This window comes from Thermosipho africanus Ob7, assembly GCF_003351105.1.
GTDB lineage: Bacteria > Thermotogota > Thermotogae > Thermotogales > Fervidobacteriaceae > Thermosipho > Thermosipho africanus.
Map to the genome: position 1 here is coordinate 16070 of NZ_NKRG01000002.1, position 24000 is coordinate 40069.

Consider the following 24000-nt stretch of genomic DNA (forward strand, 5'->3'; position numbering starts at 1 on the left):
CTTTCACCCCTTATTAGGTAATCCCCAAAGTTCTCTTTGTGTAATTCCCTTGATTTTATATCTTTTATAGATATAATAGGTTATACCTAATTGTATCAAAGTATTTGCCGTATAATAGAGGAACACTCCGCTTGGCAAACCAATGAATAAAAATGGGAAAATAAAACTCATTATTATGCTTTGCCATGCTGTCCTTGAATCTTGACTAGTAATAAGTGCTAGATAATACCCTGCTACTATCTGAATTACCAAAAAAATCCAATTTGCACTAAATCCACCTGCTGTTAAGTCATTCCAGAAAAGAAATCTTCCACTAAAAGCAAATTCTTCTTGATAGTATCTAATAACTTGATAAAGAATTATGAATATAGGAAGCTGCACAAAAGCCATTAAACATCCACTTGCAGGATTGATTTTATTTTCTCTATATGCCTTAAGTAATTCTTGTTGTTGTTTTTGTGGATCTTTATATTTTTTCTTAATCTGTTCCACTATTGGCTGTAACTTTCTCATTTTAATCATTGACTTTGTTTGTGAGTGATAAAGAGGATATAAGACAAACCTTACAATAATTGTAAATACGATAATTGTAAGACCAAAATTTCTGGTAAAATCATTAATCCAACCAAAGAAATAAACTAAAGGATAAAGTATAAAGTCAAACCAGCCACCTACACCTGATACTGTTTTAAGCATTTCTGAAATTAAATCATAGTCATCTAAAAATGCACTTTTAATAAGAGTTTTTTTATAAGGGCCAATATACACTAAGAATCTTAAATTTGATCCCTTAACACTATTCCCACCTAGAGTATTACCATTAAATTTTATAATTGAAATTATGTCACCCTTACTATAAAATGATAAAAAGATGTTATTCCTAAACCTATCATCATTTTCGAAACCTACTCTTGGCACATGGACAACAACTTCTTTCGAAGATAAAACTGATACATCAAATGTATAATTTGGACCCTCTTTGAAATTATATATTTTTTCAATTTCATCAGAATAGTTAAATTTCAATGTAACTTCAGTATATTTATCTCCATCCTTTAATCCTTGCCAACTAAAAGTTGGTGTTGAACTAATACCTTCAATATCAAAACCATCGTTTGAATATAAAAACATTCTTGTTCTTCTCTCAATAGTTCTATATACTTCACTTAAATTTCCATTATAGTCAAATTTATATTCCATAAATTTTGTAAAAACATATATTCCATCAGTTCTTTCTTCCACAGAAATTGTACCAGCAATCATTATAAGTGTAGCAAACAAAAAAATGACGGCAATTATTCTTTTCAACCAGACCGCCTCCCCTTAAAAATATAAAACTTTTCTGGAACTGGATCATATCCGCCTTCATGCAATGGATTACATCTTAAAATACGCTTGAAGCCCAGGAAAAGCCCTTTAAAAATTCCAAACTTCTGGACCGCTTGATAAGTATATTCAGAACATGTAGGTGTATAAATACATGTTGGTGGTTTTAAAGGAGATATAAATTTCTGATAAAATCTAATCAGCTTTAATATTATTTTCCTCATTGCCTATCCTTTCGAATAACTCTAAAAATGCTTCTTTAAATTGACTAAATTGAATATATTCAAAATCCTTTGATAACAATTTTCTAACAATAATTAAATAATCGTATCCTTTTGGAATTTTCATTTTATTTGTTCTTACAATTTCACGCATCCATCTTTTTACTTTATTCCTTTTTACTGCTTTACCAAACTTCTTTTTTACCGAAAAGGCGAACTTGCTGTAATCTAGTCCATTTTTACAATACAAAATTACAAAATAACTACTTTGAATACTTTTTCCATTCTTGTATACTTTTAAAATGTCTTTCCTGAGCTTCAAGCGTTCTTCTTTTTTAAAACCAAACCTTTTTATACTGCTAGTCTCCATCTTCCTTTTCTTCTTCTGTTCTTTAATACTTTTCTACCACCTGCTGTCTTCTTTCTTGCAAGAAAGCCATGCGTTCTTTTTCTTTTGATTCTTGAAGGTTGGTACGTTCTTTTCATATCCTTTCCTCCTTTTCCAAAATTTAGTCTGCTATTATGTTATCATAAATTTTTATTTAAATCAACTAATTTATTAAGCCGCGTTTTTTTAGAACCATAATGAATTTTTCAAAAAGTTCAGGTGAAAATTTGCTTCCAACCATTTCTTTCATAATTTCAATAGCTTTTTCCACGGATAACCCATTTCTATATGGTCTATCCTCAGTTAATGCTACAAAAACATCTACTATTGCAACTATTTGTGCTCTTAAGCTTATTTCTCCATCTTTCAAACCATCTGGATATCCACTACCATCCCAATTTTCGTGGTGATGCCTTATTACATCTGCCACTAAGTCCCAACCAGGTATAGTTTTTATTATTTTTTCACCAAATATAGTATGTTTTTTCATAATTTCAAATTCTTTATCATCCAATTTTCCAGGTTTATTTAAAATATGTTCTGGAATTCCTATTTTCCCAATATCGTGCAAAATTGCACCGTATTTTATTGCTTCAAGTTCTGCTGGATCACTTACATCAAGCTCTTTAGCAAGCTCTATAGATAAATTCATAACATTTTTTGAATGATTCCCTGTTACTGAATCTTTAATTTCAACAGCTTCAGCAAGAGCTGAGATAATTTGTAAATTTTTTTCCATTAATTCTGCATTAGTCTCCTCGAGTTCTGCCATTGTTTCTTCAAGTATTTCATTAGTTTTTTCATGTTCATTCAATATTTTTTTAAATTCATTAAACATACTAATAAATATTTCCTGAAGAGTATTTATTCTTTCGTTATTTGTTATCTGCTTATTAAAACTTAAAACTCTTTTAGTCTTAAATTCTTCAAAAGTTTTTTTCAATTCTATGGTTAGATTTTTTAAAGTTATATCCAACCCTACAGCATCTTTTCTTAAATTATAAAGAACATAATAGAATATCAACAACAAAACCAAAATTGGTAGAACAATTAACAAATATGATCCAATAAAAAATGAGGTTTTATAACCTACTACTATTTCAAATCCATATTTTGATAAATACTTTGAATCAAGAATATTGCTATGGTATTCACTACCAATTTTTGATATTTCATTTGAGTACACAATTTTATTATTTACCAATATATCATAATGTTTAAGTGAAGACTGGTTAAAATTAAACAAAGTTAATGGAATTTCATACAAAAGATAGTTATCTCTAGATTTTTCAACGTATTTTATAGAATTCGATGAATAGTAAATTCCCTTAATGTAATCATTTGGCCCCTCAACCAAAATTTTTGAAAGATCAATTTTCATTTGAGGATCAAAAAAATTCCTGTCAAGTTTTGATTTTAAAAATACACGACTTGAGATCAAATTATCAAAATAGTTAGCTAAAAATCTACTAGAATCTCTAATATTTAACTTTAGTAGAAAACCGTGAATTAATATTGTTATTATAATAATTAGAGTTGTAAAAAATGCTAAGTTAAATCTAATAACATTATTTTTTCTCAATTGAAAACCCCTTTCTTAATATATCAAATTTTTCTATGTGTATATCCCTTATTAAATATCCTTCCGGTGTAAAAGCTTGATTATTTACAACAGTATGACTTGTAAAATAACTTACAAATTGCTCGGAAGAAATAAATTTATGCTTTGATAAAAGATTAATTATCTCATTAATTGTTATTAAAGACCAATCAACCTGTTTAAACCCAAAATCCACAAGATATAGATTATTGTAAGAGGGTAATATTCTCAAAGAACTGTCTATTGCTGAGTCGGATAGTAAAACTATTCCTCTAAAATCACTTAGTATGTTAAAAAAATCTAGCGCTAAGTTAGGAGATAGTGTTATTACAATTGCATCAAAATTATCTAAAACAATATTTGAAAGTCTTGAGGAATAGAAATACACGGCCTTTCCATTGAAAGTTTTAAGAATATCTAGAAAGTCTTTAGAATAAATCTTATTAAAAGGATCAAGTACTATAAGAACATTTTTAACATTTTTTTCTTTCAAAAAAGAGACAATTACATCAACTTGTATTTTGTTTATTGGAACAAAAGAAAAAATATTTTTATTATTCAATAAATCATTTGAAGTAATACTTGGAGATAATGCTATCAAACCGTATTTTTCTAATCCTTTTTCTATAATGGCAATACTACTACTAAAGTTTGGTCCAATTATAATATTTACACCTTTAGACTTTAAAAATCTTAAATCACTTTTTTTAAAACCATCTTCGTTGAATGAAATAAATTTTAATTTCCCATCATAACTTGAAACAACATTATGTGATGAATTTTTTAACGAATATAAAAATCCATAAGTGTTACTTTGAACAAAATACCAATATATAATTTGCAAAAAAATAATTGCAATGATAATTAAGATATAAAGGTTATAATTCAATTTTTTCATTTTACCGCTTCCTTTTTTGATAAATATCTTTAAAACTGAATTTTAACTCTTAGGGCATTTAATTCATCCTCAGTCTCTGGAATTTTAAATTCTCCACGTTTTACAAGACTGATCAAATATTCAAGCTCGTAAATTAAATCATTAGGTACCAATCCTTTTGTAAATGGCATTCTGCTTATTCCTTCTCCGTCTTCTTTTAACCCCAATTCTATATTTCCAGGCTGCCAATCACCTGTAAATGCCTTAACAACACCCATATAACTTGCAGTGTCAACTCTTTTAATGGCACTTGCAAGAATATGACCAGGAGCTTGCCATTCTTGCTCTACATCTCCACCAAGCATATAATATCCGCCATTTAAATACATGTAATCGATAAGTTCTTTAAGTTCTTTACTAGTAACATTTTTTAAATTTTCCTCTTTTATAGCTTCTATTATTCCAAGAGCTGTACCACCACAAGCTTGTTGTATAATATCAACACCTTCGCCAATCAGTGCTTGGGTTAATTCTTTTCCTTTTTTTGGATCCGTAAAGCTATTTGCATATACAACTTTTACTTCAACATTAGTGTTATGAATACTATTATAGACCTTAACTCCTGTTCTAAAACCTATTTCATATCTTTTAACAGGTGGAATTGGAATACCTCCGATAATAGCAACCTTTCCAGTTTTAGTCATTCCAGCAGCCAAATACCCCGTTAAAAAACTACCTTCCTGTTCTTTAAATGTAAATGTCATTACATTTTGTAAATCTTTTTCTTGGTGAAAATCTATTCCAACAAAATAGGTTTCAGGATATTGTTCCGCAACTTTATAGAATGCATCAGACATCAAAAAACCAACTGCAAAGACTACATCAGCTGATTCAGCTGCTTTGCTCAAATTGCTAATGTAATCACTTTGTTCTTTTGATTGAATCACTTCATATTCAATACCATATTCTTGACAAGCCCTAACTATTCCAGACCATGTCCCATCCATAAATGATCCGTCCCCTAACCCCCCAACATCTGTAACCATAATAACTTTAAAAGCAAAAAGACTTGAAAAAATTAAAATAAAAACTAAAAAAAGTAATTTTTTCATGTAATCCCCCTCCTCCCAAAATTTTTAATGCCTCGATTTAAATTTTAAGAATATTGGAGCCCCAACAAATGGATAAATATTTTCTCTAATAGTTTTTCTTATATGGTTTTGATAAAATTCCGGCACTTTTTTACCATTAGTGAAAAACAAAAAGGTTGGTGGACGTATATCAACTTGGGTTCCATACAAAATCTTAAGACCTTTTGGCGGTGGTGTAAACGCCATCATTCTTTGTATTGCTGAATTAACTGCACTTGTTTGAACCCTGTAATGAAGAGACTTGTATGCTTCATCAATTACATTTATAAGATTATCAATTCCTTGCTTATTAATTGCACTTAAAAAAATTAATGGGCTATAATTAATGAAATAAAGTTTTTCATTAAATTGTTCTATAAATTCTTCTTTCTTATATTTGAAGTTTTTTATCAAGTCAATCTTATTAAAGGCTACTATAGTTGCCTTGCCTCTGTTTTCTGCAATTCCAGCAATTCTTTGATCCTGATGCGTAATACCTTCTATAGCATCAATTAAAATTACTACAACATCAGAATTTTCTATACTTTTTATTGAACGCACATTACTATACATGTCTAAGCTTTTATAATCAACTTTACTTTTTCTTCTTAAACCTGCAGTATCAACAAATAAGTATTTTCTTCCATTAATGGTTACTAGTTCATCAACCGAATCTCTTGTGGTTCCAGGTATAGGTGTTACCAAAACTCTTTCTTTATTCAATATGGAATTAAATAGTGTTGATTTCCCAGCATTTGGTCTACCAATAAATGTAACCCGGATAATGGGTTGGCTTTCTTCTTTAAGATTTTCTTCTAGTGATAGTCCTTTGCTTTCAAGTACATTTACTATTCTTTCAATTAACGTGTCAATGTTCTTTCCCTGCTCTGCTGAAACAAAAATTGGATCACCAAATCCTAACTTATAAATATCAGGTAAATTATTTTGAACACGTCTTACACTTTCAGATTTATTAGATACTAAAATTACATCATTATTAGACTTTCTTATTATTTCAGCAAGATAATAATCTTCAGATGTTATACCATTCCTTGCATCAATAACAAAAAGAATTAAATCTGCTTCATTTAACATTTTCAGTGTTAAATCTTTTGATTTGTTTATTATATCATCTTCAGGGTTTTCAAATATTCCACCAGTATCCACTATATTAAATGTTTTGCTATAATACGAGACGCGGCCACTTACCGCATCTCGTGTAACACCTTCTTTATCATCTACTATTGACTTTTTATAACCTATGAGTTTATTAAAAAGAGTGGACTTTCCAACATTACTCTTGCCCACTATCAATACTGTTGGCATTGTCTACCTTCCTTTCAATTGTTGTGTATCTTTCATTCTCAAATTCTTCTTTTAGACTATCAATAACTTTCTCATTTTCAAGTTCTTTTTCACTTGCAGTAATTCTCAATATTTCACCGTCTTCTTTAATTTGTATAATCTTTACCTTTAATTCATCACCTAAAGTTATTTCTTTCAAAACATGAGATTTTGGTAAATAAATTTCAACATTTTCACACGCGCCAACATAACCTGATTTTAATTCCTTTATAACTTTTACTGCAACTATATCACCAATTTTATGATTGACTTTAAATTTTTTCCAAGGATTTTCTTGTACTCTTTTGATGCTCAACCTCATTTTTCTGTTTTCTTTATCAAGTTCTGTAATAACAGCCTTGACTTTTTGGCCTTCATTTAAAACATCCTTTACAGAAGAGATATAATTCCATGAAATTTCTGAGATTGGGCAAAAACCACTAATTCCTCTTTCAATTTCAACGATCACTCCTTTATCAAGTATGAAACTTACAGTTCCTGTTATAGTATTTCCTACTGGATACTTTTCTTCAATATTTTCCCATGGATCTCCTTCAACTTCCTTGTAACTTAATCTCATCTTTTTATTGTTTGGATCTATTTCTTTAATCATTACCTTAACTATATCTCCAACTGAGACTATATCACTAATTTTTCCCCTTCTGCCCCAAAAAATATCATCAATATGTACAAGTCCATCAACTCCTGGCTCTAAATTGACATAAAAACCATACGAAAGTATATTTTTTACTTTCCCACTTACAATATCTCCAACTTTGTATTTTTTCGTTACATTTTGCCATGGATCAGGCATTAATTCTTTTAAGCTCAATAGAATTTTTCTATTTTCTTTATCTATTTTTTTAATATATAATTTTACTGATTGTCCTTCGCTTAGCACGTCTTCTACTTTCAAAGATGTATCATATGAAACCTCAGAATTTGGAAGCAATCCATCTATCCCTTCAAAAATTCTAACAAAAGCCCCAAACTTTTCAATTTTTTTGACAATTCCTTCTATTATGTCTCCTTCTTTTCTTTCATTAAAGAATTTTTCTTTTTGCTCGTTTATAAATGCCTTTCTAGAAAGAATAATATTTAATCTTTTGCCTCTTTCTTCAAATTTTATAATTTTAAATTCCAAAGGACTTTTTGGAATGTTTCCATCAAATATCATTGATTCACTTTTTGGAAGAAAAGCTTGAATTGTATTTTCTATTAGTACTTTATAACCACCTTTTATTTCAGAATTAACTTTACCAATTATTTTTTCTCCTTTTTCAAATTTTTCTTTTAATATTTCTTTCAATTTTTTCGAATATACAATTTTTTCTGATAAATATGCAATACCTTCATCATCGTTTTTTCTTAAAAGTATTAGAGAAAGTTTTTCACCAATCTTATAATCTTTTACATCTTTAACTAATTCGTCCGAAGTTACTACTCCTTCACTTTTCCATCCAAAATCTACAAATATTTCTGATTCTCCTTTTCTTAAAACTACTGCTTCAACTATCTCTCCTTTTCTTACATTATCAAATAAATAAGAATCTAATAATTTTTCAAAATTGTTTTCCATTTGCAGCATCCCTCCTAGCTTTTTTAATCCAGCAGCAATTTCTTCAACTATTTCTTTTGGTGTAGAAGTTCCACTTATAATACCAACACTATCGACCCCCTTGGGTATTTCCTTTATTTCATCAATAGTTTCAATATGTATAGCTTTTGTATGTTGTGATGCAATATTGAATAATTTTCTAGTATTTGAACTATGTTTTCCACCAACTACTATCATCAGGTCTACTTCTTTTGAAAGTTTCTCCACTTCTATCTCTCTGTTGTGAGTGATATTACAAATGCTATTAAACACTTTAAATTCATTATAAATCGAGATATCTTTTAATTTATTATAAAAATTTTCAAAATCCTTGTATGACATTGTGGTTTGGCTAGCTACAAAAATCTTATCACTTTTTACAACAAGAGGTTCCATAGTAATAATTGCATTTTTCGAATAGCTTTTTAGGGCAATCATCTCTGGATGAGTAATTTTTCCATACACAACAACTTGATATCCTTTATTTTCATATTCTTCAACAGTTTTAAATAAATTATAAACTATATTACAAGTTAAATCTACCACTCTATGTTCTTTTTTTATTTTTTCAATTTTCTCTTTTGGAAGGCCGTGTGCTCTAATAAGATATATATCGCCATTATCATATGATAAGCCTAATCTTTCAAGTTCTTCCATTACTTGTTTATTATGAACTATATCGTCATCTGTAAAAACGTTTTTACCGGATTTCAACAATTCTTTTGTAACATTTACAGCTTTTTCTACTCCAAAACAAAAACCTATTCCTTTTGCAATTTTAATTTGCATTTTTCTAGTACCACCTCTAAAATTTTATTAATAACTTCCTCTATCGTATATTTAGTTGAATCTATTAAAACAGCATCATCTGGCTGTCTTAAAGGGGCAATTTCTCTCTCAGTGTCCTGTTTATCTCTTAAAATGATCTCATTCAAAACTTCTTCATATGAAACTTTAACACCTTTATCTAATAGTTCTTTATATCTTCTTTTTGCACGCTCCTCTGCAGAAGCTACTAGAAAAATCTTAACTTCAGCATCAGGAATTACTACCGTTCCAATATCACGGCCTTCTACTACAATATTTTCATTTTTAGATATTTTTTGTTGTATCCTAGTTAGAAATTCACGAACAATAGCCTTTTTTGCATATTTTGAAGCACAAATTCCAGCGTAAGGGGTCCTTATTTCATCTCCAACTCTTTTACCATTAATATAAAAATCTCCATTTATAAATTCTAATTTTATTGTCGATAGTTCTCTTTCAATATCTGAATCATTTTCAACTCCTTTTTTATCAAGATAAAGCCCAATTATTCTATACATCGCACCTGTATCAAGATAATAGATTCCCAACTTATCGGCAAGAATTTTTGCAACAGTAGTTTTACCAGAACCCGCAGGTCCATCTATTGCTATTCTACAAGGCATAATCTATCACCTATAACTCTTCTAATGATGAAATAATATGAAATACTTTATCTAACCTAGTCATTTCAAATACTCTCATAACTGATTGTTTTGGAGACAATAAAGCTAATTCTTTATTGTTTAATCTAGCATCTTTTAATATTGCAACTAAACTTCCAAGACCTGCACTGTCTATATAATTTACTTCTGAAAGATCAATTACAAATTTACCTTTTTCAGTTGCTAACATTTTTTCCCTAATATCTTTTTTTACATCTGCTGAATGATATGCATCAATATCACCTGTAACTTTTGCAATTGTGTATTGGTCTTTTTCAATGAATTCTACTTTAGTGTTATTCATTTTCATCCCCTCCTTCTTTAATATCAAATAATTTTATTGATAACTCTTCTAGTTGACTTTTATCTACACTTGATGGCGCACCTGTTAGCTGACAAGTTCCACTCGTAGTTTTTGGAAAAGCTATTACATCTCTAATAGAAGAGGTTCTTAAAGCAATTGAAACCATTCTATCAAAACCAAATGCTATTCCTCCATGAGGAGGCGCACCATACTTTAGAGCTTCTAATAGGAAACCAAATTTTTCTTCTGCTTCTTTATTAGTTAGCCCAATTATTTCAAAAACTTTTCTTTGAATTTCAGAGCTGTGTATTCTTATACTACCTCCACCAATTTCATTTCCATTTAATATCATATCATATGCATATGCCTTTATGTCTTCAGGTTTTGAATCAATGTTTTTAGGCATTGTAAATGGATGATGGCGAGCTACATATCTTTTTTCTTCTTCATTCCATTCAAGAAATGGAAAATCAACTACCCATAATGCATCAAAACCTTCTTCCAAATTCTTAAAATATTCTTTTGCAATTCTTAATCTCAACGCTCCAAGTGCGGTATTTAACTGCTCTCTATTTGTATGAGCTGCTAAAAGAACCACATCTCCATCTTTGAGATTATAATCCTTTGAAATATTCTCATATGATCCGCCAAGGAATTTATTAGTTGGCGAAGAAATTTCTCCATTTTCAAGCTTGAACCATAGCAAACCACCAAGTCCGAATTCTTTAACGTAGCTTTCTAATTCAGAAGCAATCTTTCTACTAATAGGAATTTGGGTAATAAAACCTTTTATTGAACCCCCATTGTTTATAACATTTTTAATAATCTTAAAATCAGTGTCTTTAAAGTAATTTGTTAAATCTTTCAATTCCATACCAAACCTTCTATCTGGCTTGTCACTACCATATATTTCCATTGCTTCATCATAGGTAATTCTATCAAATTTTTCAGGAAGTTTAATTCCAACAGAGCTGTAAACATACCTAACAAAGTTTTCCATTAAATTTATAACATCTTCCATTTCCACAAAAGACATTTCAATATCTATTTGAGTAAATTCAGGTTGCCTATCGGCACGCAAATCCTCGTCTCTAAAACACCTTGCAAATTGATAATACTTGTCAAATCCAGAAACCATTAAAAGCTGTTTAAATAGTTGAGGTGATTGTGGAAGAGCATAAAATTTTCCTTTTTGTAACCTTGAAGGAACAAGAAAATCTCTTGCACCTTCAGGAGTACTCTTTGTTAGATAAGGCGTTTCAATTTCCAAAAATCCATGTTTATTCAAAAATTCTCTAGCAGCTTGTGCCATTTTATGCCTAATAATAAGATTTTTATTCATGTTTTTATCTCTTAAATCTAGATATCTATACTTCAACCTTAAATCTTCTGACACCTTATCTCCTGGATAGAATGGTGGTAATTCTGCTTTTGATAAAACATTTATTTTCTCTACAATTACTTCAATTTCACCAGTTTGAGTTTCTGTTTTTGTACTTTCAGGCCTTTCAGAAACTGTTCCTTCAATTTGTATTACCCATTCTCTTCCTATTTTCTGTGAAATTTCATAAGCTGGCGATTCCGGATTTACAACTATCTGAGTTACACCATATCTATCTCTCAAAATTATAAATTTTATCCCTCCTAAATCTCGTATTCTATCAACCCAGCCTGATAAAACAACTTTTTTTCCAACATCTTTAATGTTTAATTCCCCACAAGTATGAGTTCTGTACAAAATACTCACCTTCCCGTTTTATATTTTTCCCAATCTTTTAAAAATCTTTCTATACCGATATCAGTCATTGGATGTTTAAACATTTTTTCTAGAACATTAAATGGGACTGTTGCAATATCAGCACCAATAAGTGCTGCTTCTAATACATGCATTGGATGTCTAACACTTGCTACTATAACCTCAGTCTCAAAACCGTAATTTTCATATATTTGCATTATTTCTTCTACAATTTTGAGTCCATCATTTGCTAGATCATCAACTCTCCCTACAAAAGGGCTAACATACGTTGCACCAGCCTTTGCTGCAAGTAAAGCCTGGTTGGGACTAAATATTAACGTAACATTAGTTTTAATTCCTTCTTTTGAAAGCACTTTTACAGCTTTTATTCCATCAGGAGTCATAGGAATTTTAATTACAATGTTTTCATCAATTTTTGCAAGATTTCTTGCTTCATCTATCATTCCTTCAAAGTTTAAGGAAATAACTTCAGCTGAGACGGGGCCTTGTACAATATTACAAATTTCTTTAATTGTTTCTTCAAAAGGTTTTCCTTCTTTAGAGATTAATGTTGGATTTGTAGTTACTCCATCTACTACTCCCCATTCAACACCACGCCTTATTTCATCCAAATTAGCGGTATCAAGAAATATTTTCATATGACCCCCTCCTTGATTACTTTAAACCAGTTCTTGCAATTCCTTTAATGAAATATTTTTGTGTGAATAAAAATAGTATGATCACTGGAAGTACTGAAAATGTCGCAGCTGCCATTAACTGGTTATATAATGTCCCAACATCTGAACTAAAGTTTTGAAGACCTACGGGTAATGTTCTATATTTGTCAGAATTTGTTACAATTAAAACCCACAAGAAACTATTCCAACTTCCCACAAATTTCAAAAGTGCTCCAGTTATTATTACTGGTTTACTCAATGGTACAACTATTTGCCATAAAAATCTCCAGTGTGAACAACCATCTATTTTCGAAGCATCAAATAGTTCTTTTGGAATTGATAAAAAGTGTTGTCTCATTAAGAATATAGCAAAAACACTAACAATCCAAGGAATAATTAACGAATAGTATGTATCAATCCAACCAAATTTTGAAATTGTTATAAAGTTTGGCACTAATAAAACCTCACCAGGTACCATCATTGTTGCTAAGAACAAACCAAACAAAGCATTTTTCCCAGGAAAATTCATCCAAGAAAATGCATAAGCAGCCATAGATGCTAATATTACTTCTAATACTGTTGTTGCCGTCGCAACAAAAACTGTATTAATATAATACTGACCAAAAGGCGCAGCTTTCCATGCATCAACATAATTTTGGAATATATTCTTTATTATTTCACCAAATGTAAATGAAAGATTTATTGTTGATAAATTGTCATCGCTTAGATAAATAGGTGCAATTCCATTCAACTCAATTTCTATAACTTCACCATTTCTTACTCTAACTGCTTTAACAAATTCTGGAGCATCAATAATCATCCATGAATTCATTGAATTATTATAAACCTTTCTTACTAAGTCAAGCTGATCAGTAAGCAGAATTAACTCTTTCAAAAATCTTTTATAATTTTCTAACTCACCAGAAATACTTCCAATTTTTGCTTTTAATATTTTATATGAACTACTATCACTTAATATTTTATCAGAAATATCTAGCAAATCATCAAAACTTCCATTCTTTAAAATTTGTTCATAATCGATTCCTTCTTCAATTAAAAGATTTTTATATGTAACAATTAAACTTTTTAAATTATTCAAAAATGATGTCTCAATCTTATATTCATTTAAAAAATAGTCGTCAATCTTTTTAGAAAACTTTTCAGGTAGATTATCAAAATCTTCTGAGGCAATTAGATTGTTTAAAATTTCTGACTCAGGTAATCTCTTTAAATTTTCTTTTAATAATGCTATTCGTTCATTTTTTGTCATAACTTTTGCAATAATTGGCTTATCAACTCTTTTAATTTGTAATTGCTTAAAGTATCTATATACCTCTAAATAAAATTTAATGTAATCCTTTTCTTGTAAAATGACATTTACAACCTTTGTGTTGAAAATATTTGTTAATTCATTTTTACCACTATAGACTAGATTTATAGAATCTAATAGTTTATAAAGCTCGTTAATTTCATCATTAGTTAATACTAAAGATTTACCTGCTTTGTATTTTAATATATCTTCTCTTAAAGTAATAAGACTTTCTTTAGCTTTATTTAGAAAATCTTTAAATCTTGTTTGTTCGCTCTTATCTGATACTCTTCTTTCCACAAATTTACTTACTAATTCTATTCCAGATATTGCATTGTTAATTTTTGTTTCAAGATTTGAAATGTAGTTTAATCTTTTAAAATAAGGAGAATTTCCGCTATTGTAAAAGAGAAAAACTTCTTCAAAGAACTTTTCTGGAGACTCAGTTGAAAATTGCTGTGGAAATTTCAAAGATTTGAGCCACTTACTAAAATTATCCATAGAAGCCTTTTCAATATAATCATATCCAGTTATATCTAATATCATTTTACCTCTATAAAAAGGATCATCTTCAACTGATATATTTAGAACATTTTGATCATCATCTTTTGATGATGTAAAACTTAGAGCCTCACTTAAGCTTATGCCTTTCAATGTTCTTAAAGCTCCAATTTTTGTTTCAACTTTTACTTGTCTTGTAGAAAAGAAATTTTTTGAAAACCATTTAGGGGGCCATTGTTGAACTTCACTTGGGAGTTTAAAAGAAGTAACAATCATCCATGCAAAAGGCATAATCATAACAACAAAACCAATTGATAGTAATAGGTAGATAATCAATTTCTTCATCACTTTCACCTCACGATACGTATTCTACGACTTTATTTCCAACTTTATATTGAATAGCTGTGAATATTAAAATTATGCCAAACAAAAGATATGCAGCGGCACTTGCAATTCCCATTCTTTGTTGCCTGTAGAAAAGGTCAAAAACATAATATACCATTGTCATACCGCTGTTATTATATGGGCCTGGTAAACCATCATAAAGAACATAAACTTGTGCAAAAACTTTAAATGCTCCAATCATCGAAACTATTAATAAGAAAAACGTTGTTGGTGAAAGTAGAGGCCAAGTAATTTTTGAAAATTTATGCCATGAATTTGCGCCATCAACTTCTGCAGCTTCATAATAAAATTGATCAATATTTTGTAGACCCGCAAGAAAAATAATTGCATCGTATCCAATTTGTTTCCATATAGAAACAATGGCAATTGTTGGAATTGTCCACTTTTCATCTTTAAGCCACCTTATTGGCTCTATACCAAACCATGATAGGAAATAATTTAAAAGACCAAATTCATCATTAAAAATCCATTTCCACACTAGTGATACAGCAACAACAGAAGTAACAAAAGGAATAAAATAACTTGTTCTGAAAAACACTTTAAATCTTATATTAGAGTTTAAAAGAACCGCAAGGAAAAGTGATATTGCAAGAGTAATAGGAACGGTTAAAATTACATAATAAAAAGTATTAACTAACGCTTTAACAAATAAATTTTTGTCTTTAGCGTCCATAAAGAAGTTTAATAAACCATTTTCGTTAAACTTACTTGCTTCTATCATAACATAAGTAAAAATAATAGCAGCCACATTTAACCACGTATAGTTTCTGTAAAGTCTCATTTGTTCTCTGTTTTTAAAGTTGTAAAATACCAAAATAAAAATTACAATGTCAAAGAAAATCATGAGATAAAAATTCATATTTTTAAAAAATGGAATTAATATAATCGGAATGACATTTAGTAAAAGTAAAAGAATGTTCTTTTTTTTACTAAATACTGTTATTAATGTGTAAAAGGTAACGACAATCAATATAGCAATAAAGATGTAACCAATTGAAAAAATAAAGCACTCAAAAAATGAATATTTTGGAGGATAGTCAAACTCAAAAATGCTTAAATAGTTATCAAGACCATTAAAGTAAGGGGCATTCATATTTCTAAAGTCCCATTTAAAAAAGCTCAAAACAAAGGAAAAACCGACTGGCCAGAAAACGAATATTCCTAGAACTATAAGAGATGGTAATAAAAACAAATAAGCAAGTAAAGATTCTTTAAGCTTTTTCTTTGTAGCAGTTTTCACTTAATTTCCCCTCCTACAGAATATATGAAGTTAAATCTTCATCTTCAATTATTCCCTTTAATTTCTTTGTTACATAATAAGCATCTACAATAACTTTTTCTTCTATTTCTGGTGCTTCAAACAATACATCTTCTAAGACTTTTTCAAGCACTGTATAAAGTCTTCTGGCTCCAATATTTTCAAGTTTTTGATTTAATTTGTAAGAAACTCTTGCAAGCTCTTTTATTCCATCATCTGTAAATTCTAATTGTACGTTTTCAGTATATAATAGCGCTTGATATTGTTTCGTAAGAGCATTTTCAGGTTCAACTAGTATTCTTACAAAATCTTCTTCTTTAAGAGGCTCAAGTTCGACTCTTATTGGGAATCTACCTTGAAGTTCTGGAATAAGATCTGAAGGTTTTGAGACGTGAAATGCCCCAGCTGCTATAAATAATATATAATCTGTTTTTACTGGACCGTATTTAGTTGTTATTGTAGTTCCTTCAACAATTGGTAATAAATCTCTTTGAACTCCCTGCCTTGAAACGTCTTGCCCACTACTCCCTGTTTTTGCTGCTATTTTATCCATCTCATCTATAAATATAATTCCTCTATTCTGTGCAAGTTCAAGAGCTGTTTGGATTGTTTCGTCCATATCAATTAATTTTTCTTCTTCTATAGGAAGCAAAACTTTTTTTGCTTCAGAAATTTTCATTCTCCTTCTCTTTTTTTGTTTTGGGAAAATATTTCCAATGACATTGGATAAATCCATACCAATGTCTTCCATTTCTGGAAGTCCAATAAAACCAATTGGCGAATTTGAGGTTTCAATCTCAATTTCAATTTCTTCATTATCAAGTTCTCCAGAACGTAATCTTCTTCTTAACTCTTCTCTTTTCCTTAAATTTTCTGAATAATCATCAGTTTGTTGTGGCTTTTCCATCTGCATTCCAAAAATATTTGCAAACGGAATTTGTGTTTTCTTTTTCAAAGGAACCAATGCATCTAAAATTCTCTCTTCAACATTTAACTTTGCTTTTTCTTCAACTTCTTTCATTTTTTGTTGCTTAACCATATTAACAGCTATCTCAACCAGCTCTCTTATCATTGAATCAACATTCTTTCCGACATATCCAACTTCAGTAAATCTTGTTGCCTCTACCTTCAAAAATGGAGAGCCAGACAGTTGTGCAAGTCTTCTGGCAATTTCAGTTTTACCAACACCAGTTGGCCCTATCATCAATATGTTTTTTGGAGTAATTTCTTTTTTCCATTCGTCTGATAATTTTTGTCTTCTAATTCTGTTTCTAATAGCGATAGCTACAGCTTTTTTAGCTTTGCTTTGTCCAACAATATATTTATCTAGTTCTTCAACAATTTGTTTAGGTGTTAATTTGTCAAAATCACTCATATTTGTTCCTCCTATTCTTTTAATATTCTTTTTATTGATATTTTTTCTTTTTTTATGTCAATTTCCCTATTTTCTACCTTTACAATGGGAAACACACCATTAGATACTTTAAGAACAACACCCTTTCTACCATCACTAAGTTCAACAATTGTACCAGTTGGATAAATTCCAACATAATGGACAAATTTTGAAACAATTTGAGGGTCAAAGTATTTTCCAGAATTAATAATTATAAATTTCAAAGCTTCGTAAGGAGTTAAAGCATCGCCTGGAAAATCTTTACTAATCAAAGTGTCATAAGCATCTGCTACAGCAATAATTCTAGAGAAAATTGGTATCGAACTTTCCTTTAAACCTCTTGGAAATCCTTTTCCATCGTATCTTTCATGATGATGTAAAACGCCAAGAAGTATATCATTATTTGTTTCAAAGTAATTCTTTATTAACGCTGCTGATTTTATTGGGTGAGTATCATAGTAGTTTATCACATCACGAATCGGTTTGTCATGTGATAAGTCATGCAAAAATGAAGAAATAACTAGCTTTGTTAGTAATTCGCGGTCAAAACCTAAATTTATCCCAATTATTGAGGAAATTACAGCTACATTTATACAGTGCCTTATAAGAGGTTTTGAGTCATTGTTTAACAAATTTAATATTTTTTCATCAATTTTTTTCAATACCTCATTCAAAATATTTTCAGATTGTTCTACCATAGCACTTATGTTCATTTGACCATTTTTAATTTCATTTAATGCATTTTCTAATTCCTCAGAGAGGGCTCGATAGTTTTCGTAATCAATTGTTGGCTCTACTTCGCTACTAATAAATATTTCTTCTTCATAAATAGGAAGAGAATTTACTCCTCTGCTTTTTAGAAGGACAATATCCCCTTCTTTTAATATTGAACCTTTTTTTAGTAAGATAATAAAACCGGAAGGATCATAAACATCCTCGCCAAGTTTTTCACCTGGCTTTACTTTATTAACGTTTTTCCAAATAATCAAATTTCACCCCTCCAAGTTTGTCAAAATAATCAATATTTTCATTTGCTACATAAAACAATGACCATTTAGAGCTAAATAATTTTTCAAAAACGCTATTTACGTTGTCTTTTGTAATATTTTTTATCTTAGAAACAATATCGTTGGGTAATTCTGGTTCTACTTCATTTGATATATATTCAATTATAAGCGTCGTCAAAGTTGAAGTATTTTCAGTGGAAAGTTCAAGTTTTCCAATTAATCTTTTAATACCGTACTCAAATAATTCATCAGTTAAATTAAAATTATTAATTGAATTTAACATCTTTTCATGAAATTTTTGAACCTTTTCTATTGAAGTCGCCGCATAAATATTAAAAATTCCCCAATTTTTATGCGCAAGATTTGAAGTATAAATATCATAAACAAGGCCTTCTTTTTCCCTTATTTCTTCAAAAAAATATGAGCTCATTCCACTACTTAAAATAGTATTCAAGACAATTGCTGCATATCTATCCGTTTCTTGTAATGAAAAACCATCAGTTACATATAAGATATGTACTTGATTTGCATTTTTCATTATCTTTCTTCGTATAATTCCATGCTTAATAATGCTCTTATGTTTTATTGTTCTTTCACCAGGCCTTTTAATTTTCTCCAATTCTTCTAAAATTTTACCAAAAATTTCTTCAGGTAAATGACCAACTATTATCACTTTTACATTATATGGATTATAAAATTCTCCATGAAATTCTTTTATATCGTCCAATCCTATTGATTTTATAGTTTCTTCAAAGCCAATTACAGGTTTTGAGTGAGGCCCATTTATTCCTTCTTGAAACATTAATTCATACAAATTATTTAAAGGTTCTTCTTTATTTGATAGGTATTCATGGTAAATAATTTCTCTTTCAAGCTCCAAATCTTCTTTTTTGAAAACCGGATGAAAAACTATTTCTTTTAACACGTCAAAAGTTTCGTAAGCCATTGATGAAGGTACCTTGGCGTAGTATACAGTATTTTCCTTATCCGTCCATGCGTTAAGTAACCCTCCAACCGATTCAACAGTTAATTTTAGTTCTTTCATAGAATATTTTTCTGTTCCCCTAAAAGAAAGGTGTTCTATAAAGTGAGAAATACCAAGAAGATTGGTTGGTTCATATACAGAACCAACTCCTACATTGAAAGCTATTGTTACTGACCTAATTCCATCAATTTTGTAATAATATACTTCTAATCCATTACTTAATACAACCTTTTTCATCATATCACCCATTAACTATTAATTAGTTTTCCCAAGTTGTATTCTTCCATTTTCATCTATATTAACAACAATAACTTTTATAGTATCACCAATTTTATATTTTTCCTTAAAGTTTTTAGAATCTTCACCAAGTTTACTTGAATGCGCAAGCCCAATTTTTCCAGGCATTAATTCAACAAAAATACCATAAGGTTCAATTCTTGTAATTTTTCCTTCAAACACATCTCCTACTTCAATATCTTTAGTAATCGTCTTAATATATTCTATCGCTTCATTAACCTTTTTTTGATCTTTTCCATAAATTGAAACCTTACCAGTAGTATCATCAATTGAAATTTCTACGTCATATTCTTTAATGATAGATTTAATAACTTTACCTCCAGGACCTATCAATTCTCCTACTTTCATTGGATCTATTTCAATTGTTACAATTAATGGAGCATAAGGTGATAGTGATTCTCTAGGCTTTTCTATAGTATTGAACATGATATCTAGAATTTTCATACGTGCTTCTTTTGCTTGTTGCAAAGCCCTTTTAAGTAATTCCTCACCAACACCTGCAACTTTACAATCCATTTGAAAAGCTGTTATTCCATTCCTCGTGCCAGCAACTTTGAAGTCCATATCTCCCCAATGATCTTCCAATCCTTGAATATCTGTAAGAACAACTTCCTTCCCATCTTCTATTATAAGGCCCATAGCTACACCAGCTACATGAGTTCTTATAGGAACACCAGCATCCATTAATGCTAGTGAGCCAGAACACACCGTAGCCATTGATGATGAACCATTTGATTCGAGAATTTCTGAGACAACCCGTACAACATACGGAAACTCTTCTTCACTTGGTACTACAGCTTTTAAAGCTCTTTCTGCTAGATGCCCGTGGCCTATTTCCCTTCTTCCTGGACCTCTTAATGGTTTTACTTCTCCAACAGAAAATGGGGGAAAATTATAATGTAAAATAAATCTTTTCGTACCCTCTTCCATTATTGTGTCCACTATCTGTTCTTCCATAGGTGCACCTAAGGTTACAATTCCTAAACTCTGAGTTTCACCTCTAGTAAACAATGCCGAACCATGTGTTCTTGGAAGTACTCCAACTTCACAAGTAATAGGTCTAATCTCATCAACTTTTCTACCATCTGCTCTAATTCCCTCTTCAATAATTATTTTTCTCATTAATTTTTTTGTCCTCTCATCAAAATACTCTTTCAATAAAGATTCTTGTAAAATTTTTTCATCATCTTCCATCTCAATATCCTCAAATATCTTCTCAAGTATTTGATCTCTATATTCCTTTAATTTTGCAGATCTTTCTAGCTTTTCTTTAATTAAGAGTTTATCTCTTAATTCTTCTTCTGAGATCATTTCTTCAAATTTACTTATTAATGTTTCATTCGGTTTTGGCTCTTCAATTTCCATTTTTTGCACATCAAATTGACTTAAAATTTCTTCTTCGAATTCAATTATCTGCTTGATAGCATCGTGTGCTACCATTAATGCATTTACCATCTCTTCTTCCGTTACTTCTTTTGCTTCACCTTCTACCATTGTAATTGCATCTTTACTTCCAGCAACAACAATATCTAGCCTACTTTTTTCAAGCTGTTCTTCAGTTGGGAAAACAACAAATTTACCATCTACATATCCCAATCTTACACCTGCAACAATACCTTCAAAAGGAATCTTTGAAACATTTAGTGCAAGTGAAGCAGCTATTATTCCAGTTACATCTGGTGGAGTATTACCATCAACAGATAATACAGTAACAATTAACTGAACATCATTTCTTAAATATTTTGGAAATAGAGGCCTTATTGGTCTATCAATTAACCTTGCAGAAAGTATTGCAGATTCAGAAGGTTTCCCCTCTCTCTTAATAAATCCTCCAGGAATTTTCCCCGCAGCATAAAATTTTTCTTGATATTCAACTGTTAAAGGAACAAAATCTACTCCTTCTATAGTTCTATCAGAAATATTTGCTGTAGCAAGTACCACACTATCCCCAAATTGCACCCAGACGGAACCAGCTGATTGTTTAGCTACTTTTCCATGTTGAACTATCATTTTTCGCCCAAATAATTCTTTGGTCCATTCTCTAAATTGCATAATTACACCTCCTAAAATTCTTTATTTATCTTCTCTATACTGGTCTTTGTAAATATTTCAAAAGAAAAATTGCGCTTTTTGTGTTTATATCCTTCACGTATTTTCTTCATTTTAATTTCACCGTGCTCATAAATAAACTTGTATAAGTTATACATTCCTTTTTTATAATTATTTGTTTTTCCATCATCTTCATAAAAATAACCTATTGCTTTACCACTATAAGCAAATACTTTTCCAAAAATTTCATCGTCATATGAATTTTCTAAATATTGTTTTGATTCTTGCGTTAAAATAATTGAACCATCTAACGCAAAATGCGGTATCTCTTCTAATGTTGCATTTACCTCATGCCATCCTTTGTTTAAGAATTTATTATTGTTCAAATCATAAGATCTCTTTGGAAGATAAACTAAACGGCTTTTTGCTCCAGGTTTATAGATTGGGGCAACTATAATACTTCTTCCAACCATAAATTGATCATCAATCTGATAAGTTTTTTTATCTTTTTCAAAATGCAAAAATAAAGGCGCTATTAATGGAATATCCTTTAAAATACCTATCATATATTCACTATACAAATAAGGAATAAGTCTATATCTATATTCAATTATCTTCTTTAGTATTTTTTCATACTTTTTGTCAAAAGTCCAAGGTTCTTGCCTTCTCGTTCCAATAGCAGAATGATTTCTAAATAGTGGCATAAAAGAGCCTAATTGCATAAACCTTACCATTAGTTCTGCAGATGTGTTTCCACCAAATCCTCCTACGTCAAAACCTGTATTAAAAACTCCAACTAAACTCAAAGACATAATTCTTTGGATTTCAAGCAATATATGTTCCCACCAGCTATGGTTGTCACCAGTCCAGACACCGCCAAACCTTTGCACACCTGAATATGCAGCTCTTGTTATATTTATATTTCTGTAATTTTTTGGAAATCCTTCCTGAGTAGCACGAATCATGTTGAAACCATATACATTTCTTAGTTTATAATGTTTTTTACCATTTAAATGTACAATTTCATTTCCTCTATCTTTCCTCGGTATGGAACCAATTTCTCCAAATGCCCCAGCAACACCTATTCCATCTTCTAACTTTAAATTTTCCAATTTTTCTTTTGCATGTGCTATATCTTCATCGGTTCCAAAAATTGCAATTTCATTCATATCATTCCATATTCCATCAATACCATCTTTTACAAATTCTCTAACTTTTTGCGACCACCATTTTCTGACATTTTTGCTCGTAAAATCAGGAAATCTAACTCTACCGGGCCAGACTGCACCTTCAAAATCTTTTCCCATATTGTCTTTTAAAAAATATCTATCTTTTGCTTCTTCAAATACTCTATAACCTTCTTCAACCTTAACTCCCGGATCTAGTATTGCAGATACTTTAAATCCCATTTTATGCAATTCTTCTAGCATCTCTTTATGATCAGAGAACTTTTCTTTATTCCATGTAAATAATTTAAAACTATCCATATAATCAATATCTAACCATATAACATCACAGGGGATTTGTTTTTCTCTAAAAGTCTTTGCCAAATTTAACACTTCTTCTTTTGAAAAATAACTCCATCTGCTTTGCTGATATCCAAGGCTCCAAAAGGGAAAAGCTACATTTTTACCAGTTAAATACAGATAACTTTTTAATAATTTGTCTATTTTTTCTTCTAAAATAACATACTGAGTAAATCCTTCCCCTCTAATTTTAAATGTTATTATGTTTCTTCCTTCACTATCCAAATCAATTTCCATATATCCCGGATAATCTGTAAATATTCCATATTTTTTATTTTCATTTACAAAAATAAAAAACGGGAAACTTTTATATAAAGGTTCAGAACCTGGATGGTGAGTAAAATTATCGGTATTCCAGAATATATATTGCTTTCCTCTTCTATTAAATTGTCCTACTTTATCGCCAAATCCAAAAATCATTCCTTCTTCTATTTTCTTTTCTAATACTAAAAATTCTCCTTCTTTTTTTAAAGAAATATCTTCGAAAATATTTTCAATTTTATATTTTTCGCTTTTTGGAAGTATTTTAACTCTTTTTTCTTTTATTACGGCTTCACTATCTACATCAGGATTTCCGTAAATAAGCTTATAAATCAATTGTA

The 24000-nt window shown here is 30.0% G+C and carries 20 protein-coding genes; all 20 read right to left on the minus strand.

The genetic code is table 11. The annotated features are described in order from the left end of the window. Positions 1 to 3: 3 nt before the first annotated feature. Positions 4 to 1308, minus strand: a complete 1305-nt coding sequence (gene yidC / locus OB7_RS02465) for a membrane protein insertase YidC (protein WP_114702441.1) — start codon at positions 1306 to 1308, stop codon at positions 4 to 6. Next, positions 1305 to 1550 (minus strand): membrane protein insertion efficiency factor YidD, encoded by a 246-nt coding sequence (gene yidD / locus OB7_RS02470; RefSeq protein WP_114702442.1) that lies wholly within the window; start codon positions 1548 to 1550, stop codon positions 1305 to 1307. The genes yidC and yidD overlap by 4 nt, the downstream gene beginning before the upstream one ends. Continuing rightward, complete coding sequence (gene rnpA / locus OB7_RS02475) at positions 1522 to 1917, minus strand: ribonuclease P protein component (RefSeq protein ID WP_114702443.1); 396 nt, start codon at positions 1915 to 1917, stop codon at positions 1522 to 1524. Before rnpA ends, yidD begins: the two co-directional genes overlap by 29 nt. Further along, on the minus strand, positions 1899 to 2033 hold the full coding sequence (gene rpmH / locus OB7_RS02480) for a 50S ribosomal protein L34 (protein WP_004102791.1): 135 nt from the start codon (positions 2031 to 2033) through the stop codon (positions 1899 to 1901). Before rpmH ends, rnpA begins: the two co-directional genes overlap by 19 nt. A gap of 65 nt (positions 2034 to 2098) precedes the next feature. Then, complete coding sequence (locus OB7_RS02485) at positions 2099 to 3517, minus strand: HD-GYP domain-containing protein (protein ID WP_114702444.1); 1419 nt, start codon at positions 3515 to 3517, stop codon at positions 2099 to 2101. Then, a complete protein-coding gene (locus OB7_RS02490; RefSeq protein WP_114702445.1) occupies positions 3504 to 4433 on the minus strand; it encodes an ABC transporter substrate-binding protein in 930 nt (309 codons plus the stop codon). The genes OB7_RS02485 and OB7_RS02490 overlap by 14 nt, the downstream gene beginning before the upstream one ends. A gap of 29 nt (positions 4434 to 4462) precedes the next feature. Beyond that, complete coding sequence (locus OB7_RS02495; protein ID WP_114702446.1) at positions 4463 to 5524, minus strand: BMP family lipoprotein; 1062 nt, start codon at positions 5522 to 5524, stop codon at positions 4463 to 4465. 24 nt (positions 5525 to 5548) lie between these two features. Beyond that, positions 5549 to 6868, minus strand: coding sequence for a ribosome biogenesis GTPase Der (der, locus tag OB7_RS02500; protein WP_114702447.1), 1320 nt, complete (start codon positions 6866 to 6868; stop codon positions 5549 to 5551). Continuing rightward, positions 6837 to 9272, minus strand: coding sequence for a bifunctional 4-hydroxy-3-methylbut-2-enyl diphosphate reductase/30S ribosomal protein S1 (locus OB7_RS02505; RefSeq protein WP_114702448.1), 2436 nt, complete (start codon positions 9270 to 9272; stop codon positions 6837 to 6839). Before OB7_RS02505 ends, der begins: the two co-directional genes overlap by 32 nt. After that, positions 9245 to 9913 (minus strand): (d)CMP kinase, encoded by a 669-nt coding sequence (gene cmk / locus OB7_RS02510; protein WP_012580449.1) that lies wholly within the window; start codon positions 9911 to 9913, stop codon positions 9245 to 9247. The genes OB7_RS02505 and cmk overlap by 28 nt, the downstream gene beginning before the upstream one ends. 10 nt (positions 9914 to 9923) lie before the next feature. After that, complete coding sequence (locus OB7_RS02515; protein WP_114702449.1) at positions 9924 to 10256, minus strand: STAS domain-containing protein; 333 nt, start codon at positions 10254 to 10256, stop codon at positions 9924 to 9926. Further along, positions 10249 to 11994: an aspartate--tRNA ligase gene (aspS, locus tag OB7_RS02520; RefSeq protein ID WP_114702450.1), complete on the minus strand. Its 1746-nt coding sequence runs from the start codon at positions 11992 to 11994 to the stop codon at positions 10249 to 10251. Before aspS ends, OB7_RS02515 begins: the two co-directional genes overlap by 8 nt. Positions 11995 to 11999: 5 nt before the next feature. Further along, a complete protein-coding gene (gene fsa, locus OB7_RS02525) occupies positions 12000 to 12650 on the minus strand; it encodes a fructose-6-phosphate aldolase (RefSeq protein WP_114702451.1) in 651 nt (216 codons plus the stop codon). A 16-nt stretch (positions 12651 to 12666) separates the two neighbouring features. Beyond that, a complete protein-coding gene (locus OB7_RS09820; protein ID WP_170128439.1) occupies positions 12667 to 14823 on the minus strand; it encodes an ABC transporter permease subunit in 2157 nt (718 codons plus the stop codon). 10 nt (positions 14824 to 14833) lie between these two features. Beyond that, on the minus strand, positions 14834 to 16123 hold the full coding sequence (locus OB7_RS02535; protein ID WP_114702452.1) for a carbohydrate ABC transporter permease: 1290 nt from the start codon (positions 16121 to 16123) through the stop codon (positions 14834 to 14836). A gap of 13 nt (positions 16124 to 16136) precedes the next feature. Then, positions 16137 to 17516 (minus strand): ATP-dependent protease ATPase subunit HslU, encoded by a 1380-nt coding sequence (gene hslU, locus OB7_RS02540; protein WP_114702453.1) that lies wholly within the window; start codon positions 17514 to 17516, stop codon positions 16137 to 16139. 11 nt (positions 17517 to 17527) lie between these two features. Beyond that, positions 17528 to 18523: an HD-GYP domain-containing protein gene (locus OB7_RS02545; RefSeq protein WP_114702454.1), complete on the minus strand. Its 996-nt coding sequence runs from the start codon at positions 18521 to 18523 to the stop codon at positions 17528 to 17530. Continuing rightward, positions 18501 to 19763 (minus strand): M16 family metallopeptidase, encoded by a 1263-nt coding sequence (locus OB7_RS02550; RefSeq protein WP_249030996.1) that lies wholly within the window; start codon positions 19761 to 19763, stop codon positions 18501 to 18503. Before OB7_RS02550 ends, OB7_RS02545 begins: the two co-directional genes overlap by 23 nt. An 18-nt stretch (positions 19764 to 19781) precedes the next feature. Then, positions 19782 to 21875 carry a polyribonucleotide nucleotidyltransferase gene (locus OB7_RS02555; RefSeq protein WP_114702456.1) on the minus strand — a complete coding sequence of 698 codons (2094 nt, stop codon included), beginning with the start codon at positions 21873 to 21875 and terminating at the stop codon, positions 19782 to 19784. Positions 21876 to 21886: 11 nt separating this feature from the next. Continuing rightward, positions 21887 to 23995 carry a TIM-barrel domain-containing protein gene (locus OB7_RS02560; protein WP_114702457.1) on the minus strand — a complete coding sequence of 703 codons (2109 nt, stop codon included), beginning with the start codon at positions 23993 to 23995 and terminating at the stop codon, positions 21887 to 21889. Positions 23996 to 24000 lie beyond the last annotated feature (5 nt).

What these genes read in the sequence shown, in the direction of transcription:
- yidD (WP_114702442.1), bottom strand. Translation starts at nt 1,550, where the DNA reads ATGAGGAAAATAATATTAAAGCTGATTAGATTTTATCAGAAATTTATA.
- rnpA (WP_114702443.1), bottom strand. Translation starts at nt 1,917, where the DNA reads ATGGAGACTAGCAGTATAAAAAGGTTTGGTTTTAAAAAAGAAGAACGC.
- rpmH (WP_004102791.1), bottom strand. Translation starts at nt 2,033, where the DNA reads ATGAAAAGAACGTACCAACCTTCAAGAATCAAAAGAAAAAGAACGCAT.
- OB7_RS02490 (WP_114702445.1), bottom strand. Translation starts at nt 4,433, where the DNA reads ATGAAAAAATTGAATTATAACCTTTATATCTTAATTATCATTGCAATT.
- OB7_RS02495 (WP_114702446.1), bottom strand. Translation starts at nt 5,524, where the DNA reads ATGAAAAAATTACTTTTTTTAGTTTTTATTTTAATTTTTTCAAGTCTT.
- der (WP_114702447.1), bottom strand. Translation starts at nt 6,868, where the DNA reads ATGCCAACAGTATTGATAGTGGGCAAGAGTAATGTTGGAAAGTCCACT.
- OB7_RS02505 (WP_114702448.1), bottom strand. Translation starts at nt 9,272, where the DNA reads ATGCAAATTAAAATTGCAAAAGGAATAGGTTTTTGTTTTGGAGTAGAA.
- cmk (WP_012580449.1), bottom strand. Translation starts at nt 9,913, where the DNA reads ATGCCTTGTAGAATAGCAATAGATGGACCTGCGGGTTCTGGTAAAACT.
- OB7_RS02515 (WP_114702449.1), bottom strand. Translation starts at nt 10,256, where the DNA reads ATGAATAACACTAAAGTAGAATTCATTGAAAAAGACCAATACACAATT.
- fsa (WP_114702451.1), bottom strand. Translation starts at nt 12,650, where the DNA reads ATGAAAATATTTCTTGATACCGCTAATTTGGATGAAATAAGGCGTGGT.
- OB7_RS09820 (WP_170128439.1), bottom strand. Translation starts at nt 14,823, where the DNA reads ATGAAGAAATTGATTATCTACCTATTACTATCAATTGGTTTTGTTGTT.
- hslU (WP_114702453.1), bottom strand. Translation starts at nt 17,516, where the DNA reads ATGAGTGATTTTGACAAATTAACACCTAAACAAATTGTTGAAGAACTA.
- OB7_RS02550 (WP_249030996.1), bottom strand. Translation starts at nt 19,763, where the DNA reads ATGAAAAAGGTTGTATTAAGTAATGGATTAGAAGTATATTATTACAAA.
- OB7_RS02555 (WP_114702456.1), bottom strand. Translation starts at nt 21,875, where the DNA reads ATGCAATTTAGAGAATGGACCAAAGAATTATTTGGGCGAAAAATGATA.